Below are 24,909 nucleotides of genomic sequence, written 5' to 3'. Positions count from 1 at the left end.
ATGACAATAACACTTATCCTATTATTTTAATTCCATCGGTATTAATCTTTGATACGTGTATATCAAATTCAATACCTGTATTTTTATATACATTTTGCATCGCATCTTTCACTTTATTTGCCGTTTCTAATCCTTTATTTAATGAAAATATAGATGGACCCGATCCAGATATCCCAACGCCTAATGCTCCAACATTTAAAGCACTTTCTTTTATTTCCTTAAAATGTGGAATCAATTTACATCTGTAAGGTTCTACAATACCATCATGTAACGACTCTTTAATTAAATTATAGTCGTTTGTATGTAATCCGTGAACCAAGCTACCAACATTGGCCCATTGGGCGATGGCATCACTCAATGCTACTTTAGACGGAAGAATTGCTCTTGCCTCAGAGGTTTTAATCTCTATCTGTGGATGAATGATAGTAGCATACAACTCATTTGGAGTTGGAATTTCAAGTATCTTCAACGGCGATACACTTTTTACTAAGGTGAACCCACCAAATAGGGCAGGAGCTAAGTTATCAGCATGCTCGCACTTGCTAGCCAATGCTTCCCCTTTTATGGCGAATTCGGTTAATTGTGTTGTATTAAAAGGTCTTCCTATGAGTTCATTCATGCCAAAAACGCTACCAACGGCACTTGCAGCACTGCTTCCAATGCCACTTCCAGGTTTTATGTTTTTGTAGATTTCTATTTCAAATCCGAAATCTACATCTAACACTTCATACATGGCTAAGGCGGAAACACCAGCTACATTTAACTCGGTTTCATAGGGTAAATCGAAACCTTCAATATTGGTAATAGAAATACCTTTCTTTTCAGTTTTTCTAATAACCATGTTGTCCCCAACATTATCTAGGCAAAACCCTAAAACGTCGAAACCACATGCCACATTAGCAACAGTTGCAGGGGAGAATATTTTAATTTCATTCATCATATCTACTAAATAATTCTCCGGTGCACTGGAACAGTAACTAGAGCTTCTTTTATGTAATTCCATATTCTTAAAAAACTAATCATTTGCCAATCTAATAATATCTGCAAACAAGCCTGATGCCGTTACATCGGCACCAGCACCAGCACCTTTAATAATCATTGGTTGTTTAGGGTAACGTTGCGTATAGAACATCACTATATTGTCGCTACCTTCCAAATTATAAAAAGGATGCCCTTCTGGAATTTCTTGTAAACCAACACTTGCGTTTTCACCATCAAACTTTGCAACATATTTTAGTTGGCAATTATTGCTTTTAGCTGATGCATATAAATTTTGGTAATGCGCTTCGTCGTCAATTAAAGTTTGATAAAAATCATCAACCGAATCACTTTTTAATCCAGCTTCAGATAGGAATGAAGTGTTTTCAATATCTTCTAAATTCATTTCAACACCACTTTCTCTGGCTAAAATCAATATTTTACGAGCAACATCAACACCGCTTAAGTCAATTCGAGGATCTGGTTCGGTATAACCTTCTGCGCCTGCTTGTTTAACAATGTCGTAAAATTTAGTATGGTCGTTAAAATTGTTGAACACGAAATTTAAACTTCCCGAAAGTACCGCTTGGATAGAGGTTATTTTATCCCCAGAAGCCATTAAGTTGCCTAAAGTATCAATTATAGGTAACCCAGCACCTACATTAGTTTCGAATAAGAAAGGCGCATTATATTTTAATGACAATCGCTTAAGTAATTTATAGTTTTCAAAATCACTCGAGCAGGCAATTTTATTACAAGCTACTACAGCAATACTTTGCCTTAAATAATTAGCGTATAAATTGGCCACATCATAATTTGCCGTGACATCCACGAATATACTGTTTCGTAAATTAAGCGCTTTTGTTTTTTCAAAAAAGCCAGTTAAAGATGCTTTTTCTCCTTCGGCTAATTGTTCTTTCCAATTTTTTAAATCGATACCAGATTCATCAAATATCATGGTTTTAGAATTGGATAATCCAGCAACGCGAAGGCTTATTTTTAAGTTTTCCTTTAAATATTTCTTCTGTTGTTTTATTTGTTCGACCAAACGTTCACCTACATTACCAACACCCGTAATGAATACATTTAACTGTTTTGTTTTAGCTTCGAAAAATTGTTCGTGTAAGGTATTTAATGCTTTTTTAACATCGTTATCAGCTATAACGGCTGAGATATTTTTTTCTGAAGCACCTTGAGCAATAGCTCTAATATTAATGTTGTTTTTACCCAAGGTGCTAAACATTTTTCCACTTATACCTTGATGGTTCTTCATGCTATCCCCAACAAGAGCAATAATAGAAAGTCCTGTTTCAACAAGAATAGGGTCGATTTTATGAAGCGCTATTTCGTTTTCGAATGTTGTGTCAATAGCTATTTTTGCATTTTCAGCGTCATTCGAATCTATACCAAGGCAAATAGAATGTTCTGATGAAGCTTGAGTAATCAAAATAACATTTATTTTTTCCTGAGAAAGTGTTTCAAATAATCGTTTAGAAAAACCAGGAATTCCCACCATACCACTTCCCTGAAGTGTAAGTAAAGCAATGTTTCCAATATTACTTATGCCTTTTACAGGATTACTACTATTAACATCATCATTAGAAATCACGGTACCATTGTCATTTGGTGCCAGTGTATTTTTAATGTGAATTGGGATATTTAAATCTAAAACTGGTTGCACAGTTGGGGGATATAGTACTTTAGCACCAAAATGTGATAATTCCATAGCTTCTTGATACGATATTTTATCAATAGGGTAGGCCTGCTTAACCATTTTAGGATTGGTAGTGAACATACCACTTACATCAGTCCAAATTTCTAATTGCTCTACATTCAAAGCAGCTGCTATTATGGCTGCCGTAAAATCCGACCCCCCACGACCTAGCGTGGTTTGTTCTCCAATAACCGATTTAGAAATAAATCCTGGAAGTATGGTTATTCTTTGTGATGCAGTTTTAAAATACTCTCGAATATTTTTATTGGTTACGGTATAATCAACTTCAGCCTTCGTAAAGTTGGAATTCGTTATTATAAGTTCTTGGGAATTTTTCCTTTCAGCAGAGATATTTCTATTTTTCATAGTTTCTGCTATAATAAATGAAGAAAGGGTTTCACCAAAGGTTACGAGCTTATCGGAAGTTTTAGGCGATAGTTCGTTAATTAAGAAAATACCTTCTAATAAACTTTTTAAAGCGTTAAGTTTTTCATCAACAAAGCTTAAAATAGATTCACTATTTTGGGTATTTAATTCATTTATTATATCGAAATGAATTTCTTTAATTAAATTGAATGTTTCCTGAAAAGATTGATCTTTATTTTGAGCTTGCTTACCTGCAAGTAAAAGTTTATCTGTAATTCCGCCAACAGCAGAAACTACGCATATAATGGAATCACTTTTAGAATAATCTTCTAAAATATTGATGACGTTATTTATATTTTTTGAAGAACCTACAGAAGTCCCTCCGAATTTTAAAACCTTCATTTTTTAATGAATTGTTTGTTAAAAATAATATTTATGAATTTGTGATTAATTGAACCACAATAGTTACCTGAAGAGTATATTATTAGCAACCCCAAAGGGTCGTAATATTTGTGTTGAATCCTAAAACAGACGCATTAGCCTTAAGGTTTAAAGCTAAAATTGCTATTGTATTTAAAATACTTGGACTCATGGTATTGATATATACACTCCAAAAGTATTACATTTAGCCTAATAAAAAAACTAATCAAAACTTTTTACAATATTCTTATACTGAATCAATTTTCGTTTAATAATGCTAACGAATATAAACTAGAACTGAAAAATCAATAATAAAAAAATAAGAGATGAAGATATTTTCTAAGGAGCAGATTTATGAAGGAGATAAAATAACCACCGAACGTCAAGGCATTTCATCAACCGATTTAATGGAACGTGCGGGCACTCAAATTTTTAATTGGATGCATTTACGCATGCAAGGGGCACAGGTTCCTATTCATGTTTTTTGTGGCATTGGCAACAATGGGGGAGATGGCTTGGTGATAGCTCGACACTTAATTACACATGGTTATAACGTAAAAACCTATATTGTTAATTGCAGTGATAAACGATCAAAAGATTTTTTAATCAACTATGATCGCGTGAAGAATGTCACTAAAAATTGGCCAGAATTGTTAAGTTGTTCCGAAGACTTTCCCGAAATGCATAGAGACGATATTATTGTAGACGCCATTTTCGGAATAGGACTTAATAGACTAGTGCAATCTTGGATTAAAGAATTATTTATTCATTTTAAAAAGACTCAAGCGTTTACTTTATCTGTGGATATACCATCTGGACTTTATACAGATAAGGCCGTTGAGAATGAAGATGCTGTTGTTTATGCTGGGTTTACCTTAAGTTTTGCTTCGCCCAAATTAGTTTTCTTTTTACCTGAAACCGCGAAATATACTGTTCAATGGGAAGTTTTAGATATTGGTTTAGATCCAGAGTTTTTGCAAACTACCCAAACAGATGTTGAATTAATTGGCAAGCATGAAGTTTTACCTAATTATATTCCTAGAGATAAGTTTTCTCATAAGGGTAATTTTGGTCATTCATTAATTATTGGAGGTAGTTATGGAAAAATTGGAGCAGTAAGTTTAACTAGTAGAGCAGCATTATCGGCAGGCTCTGGTTTGGTTACGGCCTATGTTCCAAAATGTGGTTATGTACCAATACAAGCAGCGTTGCCAGAGGTTATGGTTATAACAGATAATGACGAAGAACAGATAACTTCCATAGATTTTGAAATTAAACCAAGTGTCATTGCTTTTGGTATTGGTGCTGGAACTAATAATGACACCATTTCTGCCTTTGGGACTTTTTTAAAGCATAATACAGCCCCTTTGGTTATTGATGCTGATGGTTTAAATATACTTTCTAAAAAGAAGTCTCTAATAAAATTATTACCAGACGAGTCTATTTTAACGCCGCATCCAAAAGAATTAGAAAGACTTATTGGTTCATGGACAGATGATTTTGATAAATTGAAAAAAGCCAAGGCCTTTTCAAAGAAGCATAAGTCGATTCTTGTAATTAAAGGTGCAAATACCATCATTATTTTTGATGACAAGTTATATGTTAACACCACTGGAAATCCGGGAATGGCGACTGCCGGATCTGGTGATGTATTAACAGGTATTATAACGGGTTTAATAGCTCAAGGTTATCATCCTTCTGTTGCGGCTATTTTTGGCGTCTTTTTACATGGTAAATCCGCTGATATCGCTGTTGAATATTTTGGCTACCAAAGTCTAGTTGCTAGCCATATAATTGATTATTTAGGTGAAGCTTTTATTGATTTATTTAAACAGCCAGAAAATATTCAAGAAACTGATGATACTGCCGATGCGGAAGAATAAAAAAAGCCGCTTCCAGCGGCTTTTTTTATTTAAATTATATAATCAATTAGATATTGAGTTCAGTAAATAAGTCCACTAATTTAGGATCAGACGGTCTAGGTGCATTGGCATTTACAATGTTTCCTTCAGCATCAATTAATATAAATCGAGGAATCCCCTGAATTTGGTAGTCTTTAACAAATTTTGAATTCCAATCATTATCTGCAAACAGCTGCATACCACCTAACTCTTTATCTTCAATCATATTTTTCCACTTGTCGCTATCCGCAGCTTTATCAATAGAAACACTAACAAATTCAATATTCTTATCATGATATTTATTTTCAACTTCCTTTAAATAAGGAATTTCACGTTTACATGGACCGCACCATGTAGCCCATACATCAACATAAACATACTTACCCTTTAAATCATCTAAAGATGTGGTACCACCCTTATAGTTAACATAATCGAAAAACTTTGGAGATGGTCGTCCTTGGGCAAGTGCCATTAATTTGTCATACTTCTCTTTTACAACTAAGTTATTTTCGGAATTGCTGGAGTTATTCGCATATAAACTGTAGAAAGCATCAATGTCCTTGGAGTAGCTCATGGAGTTATTTGCAAAATCGAATAACAATCCATTTTTAATAGCTTCACTCTCAATTGAACCCAAAGTTTTTAAAAAGGCAATGTCATTATCAATGGAATCATTTTTAGCTAATTTATCAGCTAAATCTTTGTAATGACTATTTACTAAGCCTTTATAATTCTGTGAGAATTCAAAATCTTTTTCGTTAGTATAATCCAGGTTATCTAAATCATTTAAAAAGTCCTCAGAAATATTAAACGTATCATCTTTAGTAACATAACGGCGGTAGTTTTCGTATTCATTCAACCTAGCCAAATAATAATAGTGTAGGTCTTTTTCTTCTAATGCTTTAAACGCTTCATCAAGGCCCTCCGAACTATTCATCAATTCTAAACTTGAATTTTTAAGATCATTATATTTAGCTTTAAAATCGGTTTCATTTAGCTTGTAGGTCTCAAAACGATTCCCTAAAAAACTTTTTTCAGTTTTCATTTTTGCTAATAAATACTTGTTTACGTAAGCACCTTGCCCAGATAAAGTTAAAGAGTTTTCGAAATCATTGGCATCGTAGTCAATTTTTAAGTTATCTCCTTTTGTAAGACGAAGAAATACAGGATTCTTGCTGTCAAAAAGAACGTAAGAATTCGTTTTAATCTTCAATGTATCAACGAAACTTCCGTCATCAGCAACTTTAATAGGTTCACTAAAAGTTCTGTCGTAGCTATTAATAGTTAGCTCTCCAATAGGTTTGTTTTTAATGATTCCAGAGATAATAGCATAATCCACTTTTTTATCACTTTTCTCATTTTTACAGGATACAATAGCTAGGATTACAAAAGTTAAAAAAAAGAAATTTTTCATCTGTTTAAATTTTATTGTTTTTTATCGGTCATGCTTCGACATTGCTCAGCACAGAAATGTAATTCGCCAACAATCATTTCGATTGTTATCAACTTCTAGTTATGGCTTATTTCATTTTTAAAAAAATTTAAGCGAATGTAATAATTCGTAGGATTAAGGGAGTTATATTTTAGTAAATATTAACAATTATAGGGGCTGTTAGATTATTATGTTTTCAACATATTTAAAAAAAAAACAGATTATCGAATAAAAATGTGGGTTTATCTAAAAATTATTCAATAAAAAACTATTGAATGTAGATGGTCTAAACTTTTATGCGGATAATCTAAAAGTGAAAAACACAAGTTGTATTAAGCATTTTTATTTGGTACATTTGGATTACCCTCGTATCTACAATTTTACTTCATTTCACTTATTTTATTTTAAGAGCATACTTGATTAATAGCAAATTAAAGATGCCCTCGTCTTACCTTTTACTTGACAACTTTTAGTTGGTTTTACTTTGTAGAACCGGCATTTGTTGTTTAGACCGAATTTATGTTGACATCATTTATTAATTAAACCAAAATGTTATGTTAATGTACAATTTTACCCAAAAACCAAAGAGTGAAACCTCTTTAAATTTAATGGCGTGTTGTCTTAGTTTACTAAGAAAAACATTTAAAAGTATAACCAGTTTAGCTGTAGTTATGCTTTTTTTGTTGAGTGTAAGTAATTTAATGGCTCAAGCTGTTCCGCTCCAAACAGATCCAATTGCAGGGTTTGGCGTTGATGCAGATGTTGAAGCCGACGTTCTTTCCTTTAGCAATTTACCGGCATCCGGGACCGACGATTGGTTCGACTATATGAACGGAGCACCAGGACTGGGTGTAATAGATACTTCCATCTATCCCAGTGGTTTAGATACTGGAGAGAATATCGCTGTAAGATTGGATATGTCACAAGAGCCATTTTGGGTTGATCCTGTCACTTTTAGAACTTGGATTGATGGATTATATGCAAGAGATCAGCGCACTAATGGTAAATTTAAAGACGGGACTGTTTTTGGAGCAACCAGTGATAAGAACATACAAAATCCAATGACTTGGACCATTAAAAATGGTGATGTTCCTCAAAAAAATGATATTATTGATGTATATGCCCATTTAAGAAGAGAAGCCCCATTTGGTGGTGCATTCGCTGGGCAAGAATTTGCTTTTGTTGGAGCCTCCACGCGTAGTCAAGATGGTACTAGTTATATTGATTTTGAATATTTTAGAGGTAAAATAAAAGTTGAGAATGAATCCATTGTTTACGAAGATCCAAGTTATGGCCAACAAGGTGGTCATACTGCATTTGAATTTGAGGCTGATGGTATTCCATCGCAATTAGGAGATATTATTTTATCTGTTAATTACACTAACGGAGGTAATGTAGCAGATATTCGCGTGTTTGTTTGGATTGATTTAGTAGGTATTGGTCAAGCTGAGTTAGAACTTTTAAATGATAGACCAAATTTACCATTCTTATTTGGAGATGGAAATGGCGGTTTTGATTATTATGATGGTGGTTTAGATGCTGGCACCTATGGCTATGCTCAAATTGTTCCTAAAGGAGGAGCTACTGCTATTTGGGCTCAAGTAAATGCTGATAGTGCGGTTGAGGGAACACCTTGGCCAACAATAGATAGAGGAGGAGATATATCTGATGATGGGTTATATCCACAATTTGGATTTGCAGAAATAGCCATTAATGCGACAGCATTTGGTTTAGATAGTAATGCCGATGCTGGAGAACAATGTGAAAGCCCTTTTGGAAGCTTCTTAGTAAAAACGCGTTCTTCCGATTCATTTGTTGCGGAACTTAAAGATTTAGTAGGTCCTTTTGATTTTGGTGATACTTTAGAAATTGAACCTCAAATTGCAGAAAATTGCGTTGCAGGAAATACTGTATTAACGGCAAGTTTAATTAATCCAGGCCAGTTAATTATTACTTATAGTTGGTTTAAAGATGGTGTTTACACAGGAGTAACAGGGAATCAGTTTGTGGTTACTGAAGCAGGAACTTATACGGTTTATGCAACTGCAGGAACCATCGATTCTATTACAGGATTACCAGATTCTAGTTGTTTTAGTACAGCTTCTATTGATTCAGAGCCAGGTTCAGATTTAAGTATTACATGTCCTACAGATCCAGATTTGGGAGCTTGTTTATCTGAACAAGGAATTAGTGATGCATTTGATGATTTTGTTGATTTGTTCACGAACTCTAATGGAGTAGGAATAGTTACTGAAAAAATTTATATTGGAGGAACCATAAATGGTGATTGTGTTTCCGATGGAACTGAGTACACAGGAAGTTATGATTTTACAAGTTTTGTATGTAATGGTGGTTCGTTAACAGTTCATTATGTGGCAAGTGATGAGTGTGGGCAAATTGAATGTTGTACGAGGACTTTTACTGTTGCTGCTGACAATGAGGACCCTACTGCTTCAAACCCACAGGGTATTACTGTAGCTTGTATAGATAATATTCCAGACCCTAATATAAATGTTGTTATTGATGCAGCTGATAATTGTGGAACTCCAACGGTAACTTGGGTAAAAGATGAATCTGATAATGATCCATGTGAACCTACTATAACTAGAACATATAGAGTTACAGATAACTGTGGTAAATTCATTGATGTTACTCAAACTATAAATGTAGAGTACGAGCCGTTTGGAGCAATTACACCAACGAGCGCTACTGTTGCCTGTGAGGCAGACATTGTTCCACCAACATTACCAGAGGTAAAAGATAACTGTGGTAATATATTACAGCCTGGTGCTGTAGTTGTATCTGCAAGTCCAGTATGTGAAGGTGACATTACCTACACTTGGACATATACAGATTGTGAAGGAAACACTCAAGATTATGTACACACAGTAACGATTGAGTACGAGCCGTTTGGAGCAATTACACCAACGAGCGCTACTGTTGCCTGTGAGGCAGACATTGTTCCACCAACATTACCAGAGGTAAAAGATAACTGTGGTAATATATTACAGCCTGGTGCTGTAGTTGTATCTGCAAGTCCAGTATGTGAAGGTGACATTACCTACACTTGGACATATACAGATTGTGAAGGAAACACTCAAGATTATGTACACACAGTAACGATTGAGTACGAGCCGTTTGGAGCAATTACACCAACGAGCGCTACTGTTGCCTGTGAGGCAGACATTGTTCCACCAACATTACCAGAGGTAAAAGATAACTGTGGTAATATATTACAGCCTGGTGCTGTAGTTGTATCTGCAAGTCCAGTATGTGAAGGTGACATTACCTACACTTGGACATATACAGATTGTGAAGGAAACACTCAAGATTATGTACACACAGTAACGATTGAGTACGAAGGGTTTGAGGTATTAGATGCAAATGGAGCGTCCACAGTCGAGTGTGAGGTAAATGCAAATGGAAATGGTATTACACCTCCGTCAGTCAATGACAATTGTGGAAATGTTCTTACACCAACAGGTCCAGTAATTACAGACGATCCAGACCCTATCACTTGTGAAGGTACTCGTACATACACTTGGACTTATACAGACTGTGAAGGAAACAGTGATACATGGGCACATGTTTATACAATTGATGATACGATAGCTCCAACAATTACTCCTCTGCCTGATGGTTATGTATGTAACGGAGATGTACCGGAGTATTTGGAAACTACTTGGAGTGATAATTGTGATAGTGGAGAGCCTATAAAAGCCTATAAAAATCTTATAGGTTCAGATGAATGTTCTGCAACCTATGAGTATGTATTTAATAAATCAGACTGCGCTGGTAATGCAGCTCAAACGGTTACAGTTGAATATGTTGAAGAGTGGGATTTAGTTGGTGAATGTGAAACAGCCTTCGCTATGGACGATGAAGGAGCTAATTGCTTTATCCCAGACTTTAGAAGATGGGGTTGGACTAATTATCTAGAATGCGAAGGTGAATACACAATGCCTTTATATGCAGGAGCGGCGCAATGCGATACTGGTAAAGGAACTAATGTTGGTGATGTTATTGTTAATTATTCGAATGGTATGGTAACAGTTACTTATGATATTGAGGAACCAGGATATGTAATGAGCGAAGCTCATGTATATGTGGGTTGTGATCCATATCCAAAGAAAAATGGGACAAATACAGTGGCACCTGGCCAATATCCTTACAATCCATCTAACTTAGGTTATGTAAGAAACTATAGTGTTAAAGTTACTGATGTAACAGGACCAATATATGTTATTGCTCATGCAGTGACTTGTCAAGTACTTTGTATGTGCACTAGTATGAGTGAAATACTATCTGACAACGAAAATGGGATGATTTCATTCTCTGGAGAAAATACTAGCTGCCTGAATAATGATAGCGATGGTGATAGTGTGGAAGATTATCCATGTGATAATTGTCCGTCCGTAGCTAATATGGATCAAGCTAATTCAGACACCGATTCTTACGGTGATGCCTGTGATAACTGTCCAAATGATGATAATGAAAATCAATTAGATACTGATGGCGATGGCATCGGTGATATTTGCGATGTATGTCCAAATGATCCGTTCAATGATGCAGATGGTGATGGTGTCTGTGGTGATGTAGATATTTGCCCAGGATTTGATGATACTATAGACACAGACGGTGATGGCTTACCAGATGGTTGTGACGGATGTCCTGACGATGCTAATAAAACATCTCCAGGTGAATGTGGTTGTGGCATAGAAGAAGGCACTTGTAATCCTCCTAGTACAGACGATTCGTTGTCTAAAACTTTAGACTTCAAGGCTTACCCAGTACCATTCGATCAAGAAGTGAATATTAAGTATTCATTCGATTACGATACTGATGTTAAGATTGAAGTATTCGATATGAAAGGTGCGTTAATCAGATATTCTGATAATACACATTACATTAAAGGTACCGTGGATACCTCTAAAATTAATCTTTCAAGAATGGATAACCAGATGTACTTTGTAAGATTAACAACTAAAGAAGGAACTGTTGTTAAGAAGATAGTATCTTCTAGTCCGCAATAGTAAATATTAATTAATCAAAAAAAAAAAAGGAGTGGTTTACAACCACTCCTTTTTTTTTACTTAAAACTCTGTATTTAACTTACAGTTTTACAAACTTTAAGGTTGTGCTAAAATCTTTAATATTTAATAGATAAACACCTTTGGATAAACTAGAAATATCCAACTTAGGATTTCCAATACTAATGGTGGCTTCTATTATTTTTTTACCAGTTACATTAAAAATATCAACATTAAAATTATTGCTAAAATTATTTACTTGAAAATTGATTTCATTTTTAGCTGGATTCGGATAAACTTTAAACGACGTAATATTTTTGTTTACTACACTTAAAGATGGCGAATAAGTTAAATTTTCAAACCAATTTAAATCATTTTGACCTTGAGAGATACTAGCAACATCTAAATCACCATCACCATCAAAATCATTTATTGTAATTTGGTTTATATCGTCTTGGGTATTATCAATTAATGACTCTGGACCAGAGTTGTCGCGCCATGTCAATGGGTCGGTTCCACTATTTGCATACCCAACAATGATATCGTTTGTAGAGTCATCATCGTAATCTGCTACCATTGCTGTAGCTGGTTTACTATATGTTGTTGATAAATTATGTTCACTAAAAGTACCATTACTTTCTTTTTTATACCATGAAGTCATGCCGTTTTTATTTACTTTAATAATGTCGAGATTATTATCATTATCCACATCACCAAAAGAAACTTCGTTTAGATCTGAATTACTAGATGAAATAGAACCGTTCGCATCCCTCAAAAAAGTAGTTGAACCACTATTTGCCAGTTGATTTTCATAAAGTTCAACATTTTGAGTATCCCTAAAGCCAACAACAACATCTAAATCTCCATCACCATTAAAATCAGCCAAATCAATACTTCGTGGTGTTAATCCATTGTTTCCAACAACATAACTACTGGTAAATGTGCCATTTCCATTATTTGAAAACCATCTAACCTCACCAGATGCTCCTGCAGCAACTACAACATCAATAGTATTATTATTATCAATCTTTCCAACTTTAACAGTTCCAGCTTCACCAATGCCAGAGGCAATTAGTTGCGCTGAGCCAAAATTTCCAGAACCATCATTTTCATACCAGACAACTTGTCCTGAAAAATATGAAGATGCCACTATATCATTATCTAAATCGTTGTCTAGATCGGCTATAGCCAATCCAAGTACTCCAGTAAGTGTAGAAGTAACTAATGTTTGTAAACTAAAAGTTCCATTTCCATTATTCTTATACCATTCAATAGTACCACCATAAGTAGTGCCTATTACAATATCTATATTGGAATCATTATCTAAATTGCCAGAATCAATTACACTTGGTAAGTTTCCAGTAGAATTATTAATACTTTTCTTAGAACTAAAAAGTTGTGCTTGACAAAAAAAAGTTGGCATTAGCACAAACAATGCTAAAATGAACGTAATTTTTTTCATAATAAATAGGTTAAGATTTGGGATAAATATAAAAGTATTATAACATTTAAACCTAATAATATGTCATTTTATCGATAAAATGCATAATATATGCACTATAAAGTAAGAAAATATGTATAATTTAGTTGTTTTTGATTTAAATATTGAATTCTACATTATTTGAAAATTGAACAGTTTAGTTAATATCTTGACTTTAAGAAGTGTATAAATTTTAAATGCTCATTAATGCGCTAGTTTTCATTTTTAGATAAAATGAATTCCAGGCTATTTGCTATTATAAAATAAGCTATCATTATAGATTATTCAAGTTTAATACATTTAACCACTAACTATTCTGTAAACTGTGGTATTGTAACTTGGAAAATAATTAACCAACATATATTTATAGTTATTATATTCTTTTTCTTACATAATTTGTTAAAATAAACGTATTTCATCGATTAAATACTTTTTTATCGGATAATATGTCATAATTTTGTAGTTTAGTTATCCCAAATCTACCATATTATGACTAAGTATTACTTTAAACTGAGTATTGTATGTCTCTTTTTTTCTATTTCTTCCTTATATAGTCAAAGTCGAGACCATAATTTGATTAATAAAATTTCAATTGACAAACAAATAGAGTTATCAGATGCCATTATTGAAGGTGAGGTGATTTCAAAAAAATCTTATTTGGATAACACTCATTCAAGGATTTCAACCTCTAATATTATTAAAGTATACAAAGTATTTAAGGGGGAATTAATTTCAGAATCTATAGAGATTATTACGGCAGGTGGTGTTGTAGATATGAAGGCTGTAGTAGTATCACATAGTTTAAATCTTAGAAAAGGAGATAAAGGTGTTTTTATGTTAGAAAAAACTAAATCTAGTAGTACTCAAAATAAATCAGCTATTTCATTTTCAAAATTTAATTCGTTGGGAGCAAACCAAGGATTTTATAAATATGATGAACGAAATGATAGAGTAAGCAATATGTTCTCTATTATAGATAATATAAAAGATGTCTTTTACAATGAAATTATTTCTTATAGTGGTAAACAACCAGTTATAGTTAACGATTTTGTATTAAATAAAGATATTAGCACTTTTACTAAAACTAACAGCAGCAAGTCTATTATGGCGCCAGCTATTGCATCTTTTAGTGCAACGGAAAACTCCGCAGGAACCAAGAGTGTTTTAACTATTAATGGATCTGGTTTTGGGACCATTAAAGGAACTGTAGGGTTTAGTAACGCTAATTATGGAGGTGCATTGCATACTGATGCGCTAGATAATCAAGTCTTAAGTTGGACTGACTCAAAAATTGAGGTAGAAATCCCAGATGAAGCTGGAACCGGTACATTTATGGTTAATACACCTTCAAATGGATCTATTGAATCCAATACAAGCTTAACAATAGACTATTCGCAAATTAATTTAGCTTATGATATAGGCTCTGGCGACGAAGATTTCCAAACCCAACATATAGATTTAAACGGAATGGGAGGTATGAGCTGGACAATTAATGAAGGTTTTAGCACCTCAGAAGCCATGGCTCCATTCGAAAGTGCTATGGAAACCTGGAGCTGTGAGTCTGGTATGAACTGGATAGTGGGGTCAACTACAACGACGTCAACATTAGATTCGTATGACGGTGTTAATCTTGTAACTTTTGGAACCTTACCGCTTAGCACACTAGGGCAAACATTTTCAGCGTATTCTGCCTGTTATCAAGATGGACAAATTAAGTGGTATGTTACAGATACAGATATAATTTTTAACGATGCTATTAATTGGAATTTCGAAACTAACAATCCTCAATCAGGAGAGGTAGATTTTGAAAGTGTTACAGTACATGAGTTAGGGCATGCACATCAATTGGGACATGTAATTGATACAAATGTAGTTATGCATTATTCCTTATCTAGTGGTGAAATGTTAAGAGGTTTAAGTAATGAAGATATAATGGGTTCTCAAGACATTCAAAATAGAAGTTCATCAAGTGGTATATGCAGTCAGTCTTTAACTATAAATCACGCTTGTTCTGGCGGAAACCCAGGACTTTCATTAGCCGATGAAGAACTTGATCAAGACATTACAATATTTCCAAATCCAGTAAAAGATGCTCTACATATTAAAAATAGCGGCTATCAAAATATAAGTAAAATAAGGATTTTTAATATACTTGGTAAAGAGGTTTATAAATTAGACCTTGTTAATAATTCTAGAGTGAATACAATAAATGTATCTCAATATTCTCGCGGTATCTATTTGGTGAAACTTAATTCTGAAATAGGAACAGTTACTAAGAAAATAATTATAAACTAGAAGGTTACGGTAAGTAATTATCTATAATTTCTATTTTATTATTTAGGCACATGGTCTAATTATAGAGAGATTTTGTAGTTCATCGATTATAAAATACAAATCAACTAATAAGTCATTTTTAATGTTAGGCTTCATCCTAAAATTATTAAATTTACTAAGCTTACAGAATTTGTGAGTTATTTCTCCTTTTATTAAAGCATTTGATTAATAGCAAATTGAATGCCCACAATTTTACTACTTTTTTAGTCAACAACATGTTATGCTAATTTTATTTTTTAAATAAGATTCGTAAAAACCCTCATTCTACGACTTTTCTTATTGTATTGTTATGTAAACTCATTAATTAATTAACTTAATTTAAATGTTATGTTTATGTACAATTTTACCAAACTTAAAGCGCTTTATGAAAATAAAGAGCTACTGAAGAATTTATTAATGCCATTGTTAGTTATTTTAATGGCAATACAGTTTTCTCAAGCTCAGAATATTCAAGGGACAGCACCAGTGCAAACACCAAAAGGTGGTTTTGGTGTGGATGGTGACGCTTTCGCAGGGACACCAAATGCCAATGTTGGAGATTGGTTCTTTAGTAATCCAACGGATTTACCTGGCAGTTCTCCTGGAGGATTATTTTTACCAGATGGGAGTGGTTTATTATATCCAAATACTTTCTTTTTCCAAGATGACATAACTAATATGGATCCTACCATTTTCACAAGTTCTAATAAAATTGATGATGACCCAGGAACTTACACTTGGGGAGAAGGCTCTTCTCCTAATAAAAATGAAATACAAAATGTAGCCATTCACTTTACTAACGGAGATCCAACGCTTTTAGCCGGTATTAATGGTGTTATTAAATCAGGAAATGCTGATGATTTATGGGTGCTTTTTGCTGCTGATAGGCAGGTGATAAATGGAAGCAGTTATATTGACTTCGAATTTTTACAAAAATCTTTAATGGAAACAACCAATCCAGATGGTCTTAGTGGTGGTTTTACATCTCTTGGTACCGAAGGAGGGAGAACAATAGGCGATATTTTAATTACTATAGAATTTACACAAGGTGGTGGTGATGCTACGGTAGTCGTTAGAAGGTGGGAAGAAATACCAAACACTGACCCTCAAGATTATGAATATGTTATCTATACGACATATGATGCGGGAGATATATATGGCACAAATAATACCGTGGTTACTAATGTTCCTTTTCCAGTATACAATCAAGCTCCGGTTTCTACAGGGTTATGGCAATATATGGTAAATCAATGGGCTGAAGGAGCGATAAATCTAACATCAATTTTTGGGAATTTAGACCCTTGTTTTAATCTAAGTACAGTTTTTTGTAGAACAAGAACATCAGGTTCTTCAGGCACCTCTGAATTAAAAGATTTCCCTGCACCTCCAGTTCAATTAACTTTAGATTTGACACCAGTAGCCAGTATATCAACTACAGGGGTTTGTCCTGGTGAAGACGTAATTTTTACAGCATCTTCAAATATACCTGTGACAAATTATGAATTTTTTGCGGATGCCAATACCAATGGTGTTGTAGATGGAGGCGAAAGTTTACAGAGTGGTGCTAGTAACACCTATACTGTTGTGGATGGTGTTGGATTGAGTGATGGAGACATAATAAGTGTGGAAGTTACAACGGCAAGAGGTTGTTCAGATGTGGATACAGCGGCTACAATTATTTATGAGAATCCAACAGCAAATGCAGGATCAGATAAGACAGATTGTGATGATAATGGAACAGGGTCTGTGGTATTGAATGGTTCAGCAAGTGGAGGCACACCAAATTATTCTTATAGTTGGGCACCAGCGACTTATTTAAGTGATGCTAGTGTAGCAGAACCAACTTTTAGTGGAGCAGGACCAGGAATGTATACATATACATTAACGGTTACAGATGATAAAGGGTGTACAGATACTGATGAAGTTAAAGTAACCATTTATGAGAATCCAACAGCAAATGCAGGATCAGATAAGACAGATTGTGATGATAATGGAACAGGGTCTGTGGTATTGAATGGTTCAGCAAGTGGAGGCACACCAAATTATTCTTATAGTTGGGCACCAGCGACTTATTTAAGTGATGCTAGTGTAGCAGAACCAACTTTTAGTGGAGCAGGACCAGGAATGTATACATATACATTAACGGTTACAGATGATAAAGGGTGTACAGATACTGATGAAGTTAAAGTAACCATTTATGAGAATCCAACAGCAAATGCAGGATCAGATAAGACAGATTGTGATGATAATGGAACAGGGTCTGTGGTATTGAATGGTTCAGCAAGTGGAGGCACACCAAATTATTCTTATAGTTGGGCACCAGCGACTTATTTAAGTGATGCTAGTGTAGCAGAACCAACTTTTAGTGGAGCAGGACCAGGAATGTATACATATACATTAACGGTTACAGATGATAAAGGGTGTACAGATACTGATGAAGTTAAAGTAACCATTTATGAGAATCCTAATTGCAGCATAACAGGCAACACTTTTATCTGCCCAGGAGATAAAACAAGCTTTACAGCTAGCGGTGGTACAAGTTATGTATGGAAATTTGATGGTAATACTATATCAACTTCAGCTAATACAGGTGATATTACTTTACCCGGGCTATATACTGTTACAGTTACAGATGGAAATGGTTGTATGAAATCTTGTAGTGAAACTTTAAGAGTAGGCGGCACAAAAGTAAGACCAAATGTTACACCAACAAGTTATTGTGAAAATGATACCCAAAAACCAACAACACTTTGCGCTTATGCAAATGTAAACGGTGTACCTAATGCCACAATTAACTGGATAGGAGCAACTAAAGATGGATCTCCGTATAATTTAACATATAACAATAATTCTGACTGTCCTGATGCACCAACTGCAGTAGGTAGTTATAAGTTCTTTGTTGAAATTAAAACGGATGATAATTGCGTAACGTCATTTGGAGCTTCAACAGATTTTAATGTATATCCTAAACCAATTGTAGATGCTGGCCTATCACCAGCTGCCTTATGTAGCCAAGGTGGTAGTGTCCAACTTACGGGGTCTCCAGTAGGCGGTACATGGAGTGGTCCATATATTACTGCAGGAGGTTTATTTACGGTGCCAGTTGGAGGCATATCTGCAGGAGATTATGAAGTAACATATACTTACACATCTCCTATTGAAGATGGAGCTTGTACTGATAGTGATAAAGTAACAATTCCTGTAGTAGACTGTACAGAATGTGGTACTGCCTTTGGTGTTGCTTTAAATGCCGATAAGACTGCCATTGATGAATTAGTTTTAGATAGTAATGGCGGTTACGTAAGTGGTACAAGTAGATGCTTTAGAGAAGATAGCTTTAGACGATGGGGTTGGACCAATGCCATTGAACCTTCTGCCGAACCATATACTCTTGATTTATATAGAGGTGCTGGAAGATGCCTTCTTGATAAAGGTGAATACGTAGGTTATGTAACTGTAAATTATAATCTAGACTACACAATTACTGTAGAGTTTACACCAAAAGATGATAGTACTGGATTTGATGAAATACATTTATATGTAGGTTGTGATCCGTATCCTACTAATGAAGGTAGCGGAAATTATACAGTTGCCCCTGGGCAATACAACCTTACAGCCGAAGGCTTAGGTTTTGCCGAAGGATGGAGTACTTCAACAGATGCTGAAAAGAAAATAACAGTACCTGGTGGTGGAATGGTATACGTAATTGCGCATACTGTAGCCTGTACTGATACTTCTGAAGATGATGCACCTAATGGTTTTGTTCCTAGATCAGGCTATGGTGAGTTCCAAGGCAATGTGCCTTCTGAAGGAGAATTGGGATGTGAAGTTGTAGTTGATCCTTGGAGTAAAATTGATAATTCAAAAGTAACGGCATACCCAGTTCCGTTTAGAGATCAAGTTAATATAAGCTACAAATTTGAGTACGAGACTGATGTTCAAATTAATGTTTATGATGTTAAAGGTGCCTTAATTAGACAAGTAGAAGACATGAATTATACAAAAGGTACTTACGGAACTAAAACTATTGATTTATCAAACGGAGATGATCAGATGTATTTTGTTCGCCTGACGACTAGTAAAGAAAGTTCAGTGAAAAAAATTATTTCATCAAAACCGCAGGAATAGTTAATTTAATATAAATTAAAAAGGAGTAGGGTATAACCTTGCTCCTTTTTGTTTTTTTAAGTCTATAGTAACAGAGTAATAAGCATTTATATCATCTTTATCGAAATTAAAGGTTTGTTAACTATTAATCTTCGAGAATTTCAATAATTGAACTAATTTAAAGTGTAAGACCACGTATGAAATAATTATAGGGTTTTATTGTTCAATTCTAAATTTAAATTTATGAGTCGAATTCTTTACCTACTAATTGCTATTTTAACCTTTCAACCTGCTCTGTCACAATGTGATAATGACACTCTTTACGATGGTACTGCTATTCCAGGTGGTGTAGATATTAATGATGGAGAGGAACATCAAATAGCCTTTGGTATTGAAGCAGGAGAATATGTTGTTATAAGTGGTTTAAACACCTCAGACCATTACAGGTTTACCTCAAACCGTACTAATATTTTCAATGCAGATTTTATCACAATTCGTGATGCTTCCAACACTACCAATGTTCTAGGAAGCAACACTTCCTCTTTAGAGATAGATCCAATAAATGTTAGTTCCATAGAAATTCATATCAATTTGAATGCTGGTTGCGGAACCGATACGGAGTTTCATGATTTAACCATACAGAATTTAACAAATGCTACTTGTAATATGCCAGGAGGACCCGGGGGTATTACCTATAAGTCTGATGGACGAATAGATTTTTATTGGAGCGGTCCTGCCTTAAGTACCCCAACAGGCTACGATTGGCGCATCGTATTAGCGGGAGGAGATGTAGATACAAATATAATAGGCTCGGGAAGTACAACAGCACCAACTACAAATGTAAGTACAGGAGAAATTTTATCTGCCAGTACATCGTATTGGATTTATGTAAGATCAACATGTTCTGGAGGACAAGAAAGTGGTTGGTTTAAATTTCCGCCTACCTATATTACTAACGCAGTTGGACCACCAAATAATGATTTTTGTGAGGGGGCAATTAATATAATCCAAGAACTGAACAAAGCCGTTGTAGGAGATGCTACAGCTATCCCTGGAGATTTGAGCGGGGGAGCAGGTACCAATGTAGATGCCGAGACATGCAATACCAAAACAGGTAATGCCAGAGATGATATATGGTATACATTTATTGCTCAAACAGATGATATTCATATTTATTTGGATCCTACGTTTGATGGTGTTTTAACTTTGTATTCTGGAAACTGTAATGCATTGAGTTATATTGCTTGTTCAGATGATGCTTCCACTGTCTTAGCAGACGAAGAAATTGTTTTTAGTAGCTCAAATCCCGAATTTACAATTGGGGAAACCTATTATGTTCGGGTTTACTTTTTAGGAACGACAACACCTGTGACCCCAACTTTTGATTTAAAATTATGGTCAGATGTTGCGGTAGATGATGATGATATGGATGGATATGCAGATAACCCAAATGTAGATTGTAATGATGGAAATTCAGCAATTAATCCAGGAGCTACAGAAGTAGTAGGCAACGATGTAGATGAAGATTGTGATGGTAATTATTTAAGATATGTTGATGGTGATAGTGATGGTTACGGCTCAAGTTCAACCACTTCATCTTCGAACAGTACCCCAGGATCAGGAGAATCAAACACCAATGATGATTGTGATGATGGTAACCCTGCAATTAATCCAGGAGCTACAGAAGTAGCAGGGAATGATGTAGATGAAGATTGTGATGGTAATTATTTAAGATATGTTGATGGTGATAGTGATGGTTACGGTTCAAGCTCAACTACCTCATCTTCGAACAGTACCCCAGGATTAGGAGAATCAAATACTAACGACGATTGTGATGATGTTAACCCTGCAATTAATCCAGGAGCTACAGAAATTTGCGATGGAGATGATAATGATTGTGATGGTTTAATAGATGATGCTGATGATTCTGTAATTGGACAAACCCTATATTATGTAGATGCTGATTTAGATGGTTACGGGGATGAAAATGATTTAGGAACTGGTTTTTGTTCGAACCCAGGTACCGGATATAGTTTAACTAATAATGACTGTGATGATGGTAACGGAGCTATTAATCCAGGACTGATAGAAGTACCTGGTAATGGAATAGATGACGATTGTAATCCTACCACAGATGATACTTTGAGTAATGACGAATTTAATTTAAAAGCTCTCCAGATTTCTCCAAATCCTTTTAAAGAGAACATATCTGTTCATCTATCTCAAAACTTTGGTAATCAAATATTTGAAATCACCTTATATAATTTGTTAGGAAAACAAATCACATCCAGATCTCTTATGAGTAGCAATAAGATAATTCAAATTGAGAATTTAGATGAATTATCTCAAGGGATTTATATTTTAAAAGTATCAATCAAGGATAATAATCAATACATTGTTAGGCGTGTTATAAAATTCTAATAAACGATACTGAAAAAACAAATGCCTTAAATTTTAAAATTTAATTGTTTTATATAAATGTTAAAGACAGAATATCTGGTTAAAGTTTGGTAACCAGTTTATTATAACCTACAATTTTAGGAATGATGTTAAGGTTGTAGAGTTCCTTTTGAACAGTCATTATGGTATTCTCATCAATCAATTCTTGAGACCATTCTGTTAGATTTAACCATTCTTGAACATCATCTATTTGTTGCTTGTACCTATTTGCAATAGTTTTATCAATACTAGGAATATCTTTAAATTCTCTAGTTGTATTATTAATAATTTTTAAAATAGCGTCCAAATCATCCTTATTTGATCCAATAAAATCATTTCTAACAGCAATTACAAAACAAGGCCAAGGCGAAGTACAGTTCCCTATACGTCTAAAAACTCCATTATCTACCAATGGTTTCGTAGTAAACTTTTCCCATAAAAAATAATCGCCCGTACCATTTGTTAATCCTTCAACAGCACCTTCTAAATTTTTAATAACTTCAAAATTTAAATCTTTTTCTAAATTCCAATTGTTTTTTTCAGCGTTTATGTATGCCATTAAGTGAGAACCAGAACCATACCTGCTTATTGCTGCTTTGGTTCCTTTAATATCTTCGATAGATTTGTACTCAGAATCGTGGGCTACATGAATTCCCCAGATTAGAGGAGATTGTACAAATGTTTGTACAATTTTACTTGGGTTACCGTTTATAATATCTGTTATAATACCTTCAGTAAGAATTACAGCAATATCAATATCTTTATTTCGAAGCGCTTTACACATATCGCCAGTTCCACCGGGATAATCATGCCAACGTAAATTAATGCCAATATCTTTATATTCGCCATTCTTTAAAGTCAAATACCAGGCTAAATTAAAATGCTCTGGAACACCACCAATATTAACTTTCTTCATTAATCGACTAATTTATTCTGTAATTTTTTTTAATGTATATAAAATTAAATTTTCAATAACTTTTGATGGGTTTTTGCTAAAAGTTCCATTGGATCTGTTGGCAATAATCGCATTTAAGGAAACAGCTCTATGTCCTAAAAGCTTTGACAGTCCATAAATAGCAGAAGTTTCCATTTCCATGTTAGTAATCTTGTTTCCATTAAAATTGAAAGAATCGATTTTATTATTTAAACTGGAATCCTGCAATGCTAAACGTAAAACTCTTCCTTGAGGTCCATAAAACCCTCCTAAGGTAGCCGTTATTCCTTTAAAAGTATTTTTGCTGTAAAGCTTTCCTTCGAGTTTGGTGCTATTTTCTATAATTATAGGTGTTGCTTTATTTGAACTCCAATTTGTATGCTTTATAAACGCTTTTTCTATTTCAGGATTGCATATATCATCTAGGCGGTAGGAGTGGAGCATCCCATTTAAATCAAGCCCATGGGTGCCTAATACAAAAGAATCCACTGGAACTGATTCTTGAAGTGAACCAGATGTTCCAATTCTAATAATGTCTAAACTTTTTAGATTTTCTTTTGGCTGACGTGTATTTAAATCAATGTTTACTAGCGCATCTAGTTCATTTAATACAATGTCTATATTATCAGGTCCAATACCTGTAGAAAGTACTGTAATACGTTTTCCATTAAACGTTCCTGTATGGGTTTTAAATTCGCGCTTTTGAGTCTTAAATTCTATGGAATCGAAATGTTTACTTACCTTATCCACGCGGTATTGATCGCCAACTAGTATAATCGTATCAGCGATATTTTCTGGTTTTAAGTTTAAATGATAAATACTACCATCTGGATTTAAGATAAGTTCAGATTCTTTAATGGGCATTGATTACTGTTTTTACAAGCTTATTCAACTTCTTATTAAATTGAAAATCGAATTTATTTACTCCTCCAAAAATCATTTTATTGTCAATTTCCGTAGAAAAGTTATGCTGACCAATCAAAGCTTCATGTCCCAATCTATTTAGTGTTAAAGAACCCTCCTCTTGAGTAAAAAAGATACCCAATTTTTCAATAAGGCGCTCTAACTGCATGTCACCATAGCCATAATAGCCTTGATAATTAAGTGCATACCCTAATAAATGATGTTTTGACTTTATGGCATTATCTTTCACAATTCTTAAAATATTCATTTCAAGTATATTCAAGCCATTAATAGAATCTGGAAAGCGTTCTAAATGAGCTTTTAAACAGTTACTTAGATATTTAAACGATGACTGTTTTACAATATAAGGTTTAAGTAGATTATGGTCTTTGCCACAATAAATACCCCAAACCGTAGATGCTAAATCTAAATCCTCAGAAGTTAACAGCACCTTATTATCGTAATGTTTAAATAATTGTTCTGGACTTAGTTCTCCCAAACCTTTTAAAGTTTTACTACCAGAAATCCTGCCACTACAAACTAAATAAATTGGAAGAGAAATTTTCTTTTGTAGCAATAGATTAATAACCGCGAGCATATTAATATGGCAGAATAGATCGTATTCAAACCAAAGAACGACTTCAGAGTAACGATCTGGATTACTTAATTGACCCAAGGCCAATTCAACTTTATCTAAATCTAAATCTACATTATAAAAATCACTGAGAAATACTCGCCTTACTTCAATAAACTCATTCGTGTGAACAATTTCTTGAGTTGGGCCTTCACATAACATTTCTTGCCATGTAATCTTTTCACCTACAATTTCTAGTTCGTTTAGATACTTGGTAAGAACTCCGCCATTAGTAATATGAAGTGGTTGTTTGCTCAT

Annotated in this window: 12 protein-coding genes; 5 read left to right on the top strand and 7 right to left on the bottom strand. The window is 34.3% G+C overall.

Annotated elements, in window-relative coordinates:
- Nucleotides 1-13 precede the first annotated feature (13 nt).
- Nucleotides 14-937, bottom strand: coding sequence for a homoserine kinase (locus FEF17_RS12185; protein WP_211342484.1), 924 nt, complete (start codon nucleotides 935-937; stop codon nucleotides 14-16).
- Nucleotides 938-1,015: 78 nt separating this feature from the next.
- Complete coding sequence (gene thrA / locus FEF17_RS12180) at nucleotides 1,016-3,460, bottom strand: bifunctional aspartate kinase/homoserine dehydrogenase I (RefSeq protein WP_139002671.1); 2,445 nt, start codon at nucleotides 3,458-3,460, stop codon at nucleotides 1,016-1,018.
- Nucleotides 3,461-3,804: 344 nt separating this feature from the next.
- Between thrA and FEF17_RS12175 the strand changes: the two genes are divergently transcribed.
- Nucleotides 3,805-5,361, top strand: coding sequence for an NAD(P)H-hydrate dehydratase (locus FEF17_RS12175; protein WP_139002670.1), 1,557 nt, complete (start codon nucleotides 3,805-3,807; stop codon nucleotides 5,359-5,361).
- Between the two features lie 46 nt (nucleotides 5,362-5,407).
- Here the strand turns inward: FEF17_RS12175 and FEF17_RS12170 are convergent, their stop codons facing one another.
- Entirely contained in the window at nucleotides 5,408-6,793 is a 1,386-nt protein-coding gene (locus FEF17_RS12170; protein WP_139002669.1) for a TlpA family protein disulfide reductase, read from the bottom strand.
- A 578-nt stretch (nucleotides 6,794-7,371) separates the two neighbouring features.
- Here FEF17_RS12170 and FEF17_RS12165 point away from each other — a divergent pair.
- Complete coding sequence (locus FEF17_RS12165) at nucleotides 7,372-11,844, top strand: T9SS type A sorting domain-containing protein (protein WP_139002668.1); 4,473 nt, start codon at nucleotides 7,372-7,374, stop codon at nucleotides 11,842-11,844.
- 79 nt (nucleotides 11,845-11,923) lie between these two features.
- Here FEF17_RS12165 and FEF17_RS12160 read toward each other — a convergent pair whose 3' ends face one another.
- Entirely contained in the window at nucleotides 11,924-13,303 is a 1,380-nt protein-coding gene (locus tag FEF17_RS12160; protein ID WP_139002667.1) for a T9SS type A sorting domain-containing protein, read from the bottom strand.
- Between the two features lie 507 nt (nucleotides 13,304-13,810).
- Between FEF17_RS12160 and FEF17_RS12155 the strand changes: the two genes are divergently transcribed.
- From FEF17_RS12155 to FEF17_RS12145, 3 genes are all read left to right on the top strand, one after another.
- Nucleotides 13,811-15,616, top strand: a complete 1,806-nt coding sequence (locus tag FEF17_RS12155; RefSeq protein WP_139002666.1) for a T9SS type A sorting domain-containing protein — start codon at nucleotides 13,811-13,813, stop codon at nucleotides 15,614-15,616.
- Between the two features lie 372 nt (nucleotides 15,617-15,988).
- On the top strand, nucleotides 15,989-19,762 hold the full coding sequence (locus FEF17_RS12150; RefSeq protein WP_170181006.1) for a T9SS type A sorting domain-containing protein: 3,774 nt from the start codon (nucleotides 15,989-15,991) through the stop codon (nucleotides 19,760-19,762).
- A gap of 222 nt (nucleotides 19,763-19,984) precedes the next feature.
- Nucleotides 19,985-22,162, top strand: coding sequence for a T9SS type A sorting domain-containing protein (locus FEF17_RS12145; protein WP_139002664.1), 2,178 nt, complete (start codon nucleotides 19,985-19,987; stop codon nucleotides 22,160-22,162).
- 79 nt (nucleotides 22,163-22,241) lie between these two features.
- On the opposite strand, the gene FEF17_RS12140 is transcribed toward FEF17_RS12145, so the two are convergent.
- The 3 genes from FEF17_RS12140 to FEF17_RS12130 are packed head-to-tail and all read right to left on the bottom strand — an operon-like array spanning nucleotide 22,242 to nucleotide 24,909.
- Nucleotides 22,242-23,096 (bottom strand): substrate-binding domain-containing protein, encoded by an 855-nt coding sequence (locus tag FEF17_RS12140; protein ID WP_139002663.1) that lies wholly within the window; start codon nucleotides 23,094-23,096, stop codon nucleotides 22,242-22,244.
- Nucleotides 23,097-23,108: 12 nt separating this feature from the next.
- On the bottom strand, nucleotides 23,109-23,978 hold the full coding sequence (locus tag FEF17_RS12135; protein WP_139002662.1) for a nucleoside phosphorylase: 870 nt from the start codon (nucleotides 23,976-23,978) through the stop codon (nucleotides 23,109-23,111).
- Nucleotides 23,968-24,909, bottom strand: a complete 942-nt coding sequence (locus FEF17_RS12130; protein ID WP_139002661.1) for a DUF1835 domain-containing protein — start codon at nucleotides 24,907-24,909, stop codon at nucleotides 23,968-23,970. The genes FEF17_RS12135 and FEF17_RS12130 overlap by 11 nt, the downstream gene beginning before the upstream one ends.

It is taken from the genome of Hyunsoonleella aestuarii, assembly GCF_006148925.1.
Taxonomy (GTDB): Bacteria; Bacteroidota; Bacteroidia; order Flavobacteriales; family Flavobacteriaceae; genus Algibacter_D; species Algibacter_D aestuarii.
The sequence above is the reverse complement of the archived record's forward strand: the minus strand, read 5'-3'. Positions and strand labels throughout refer to the sequence as shown.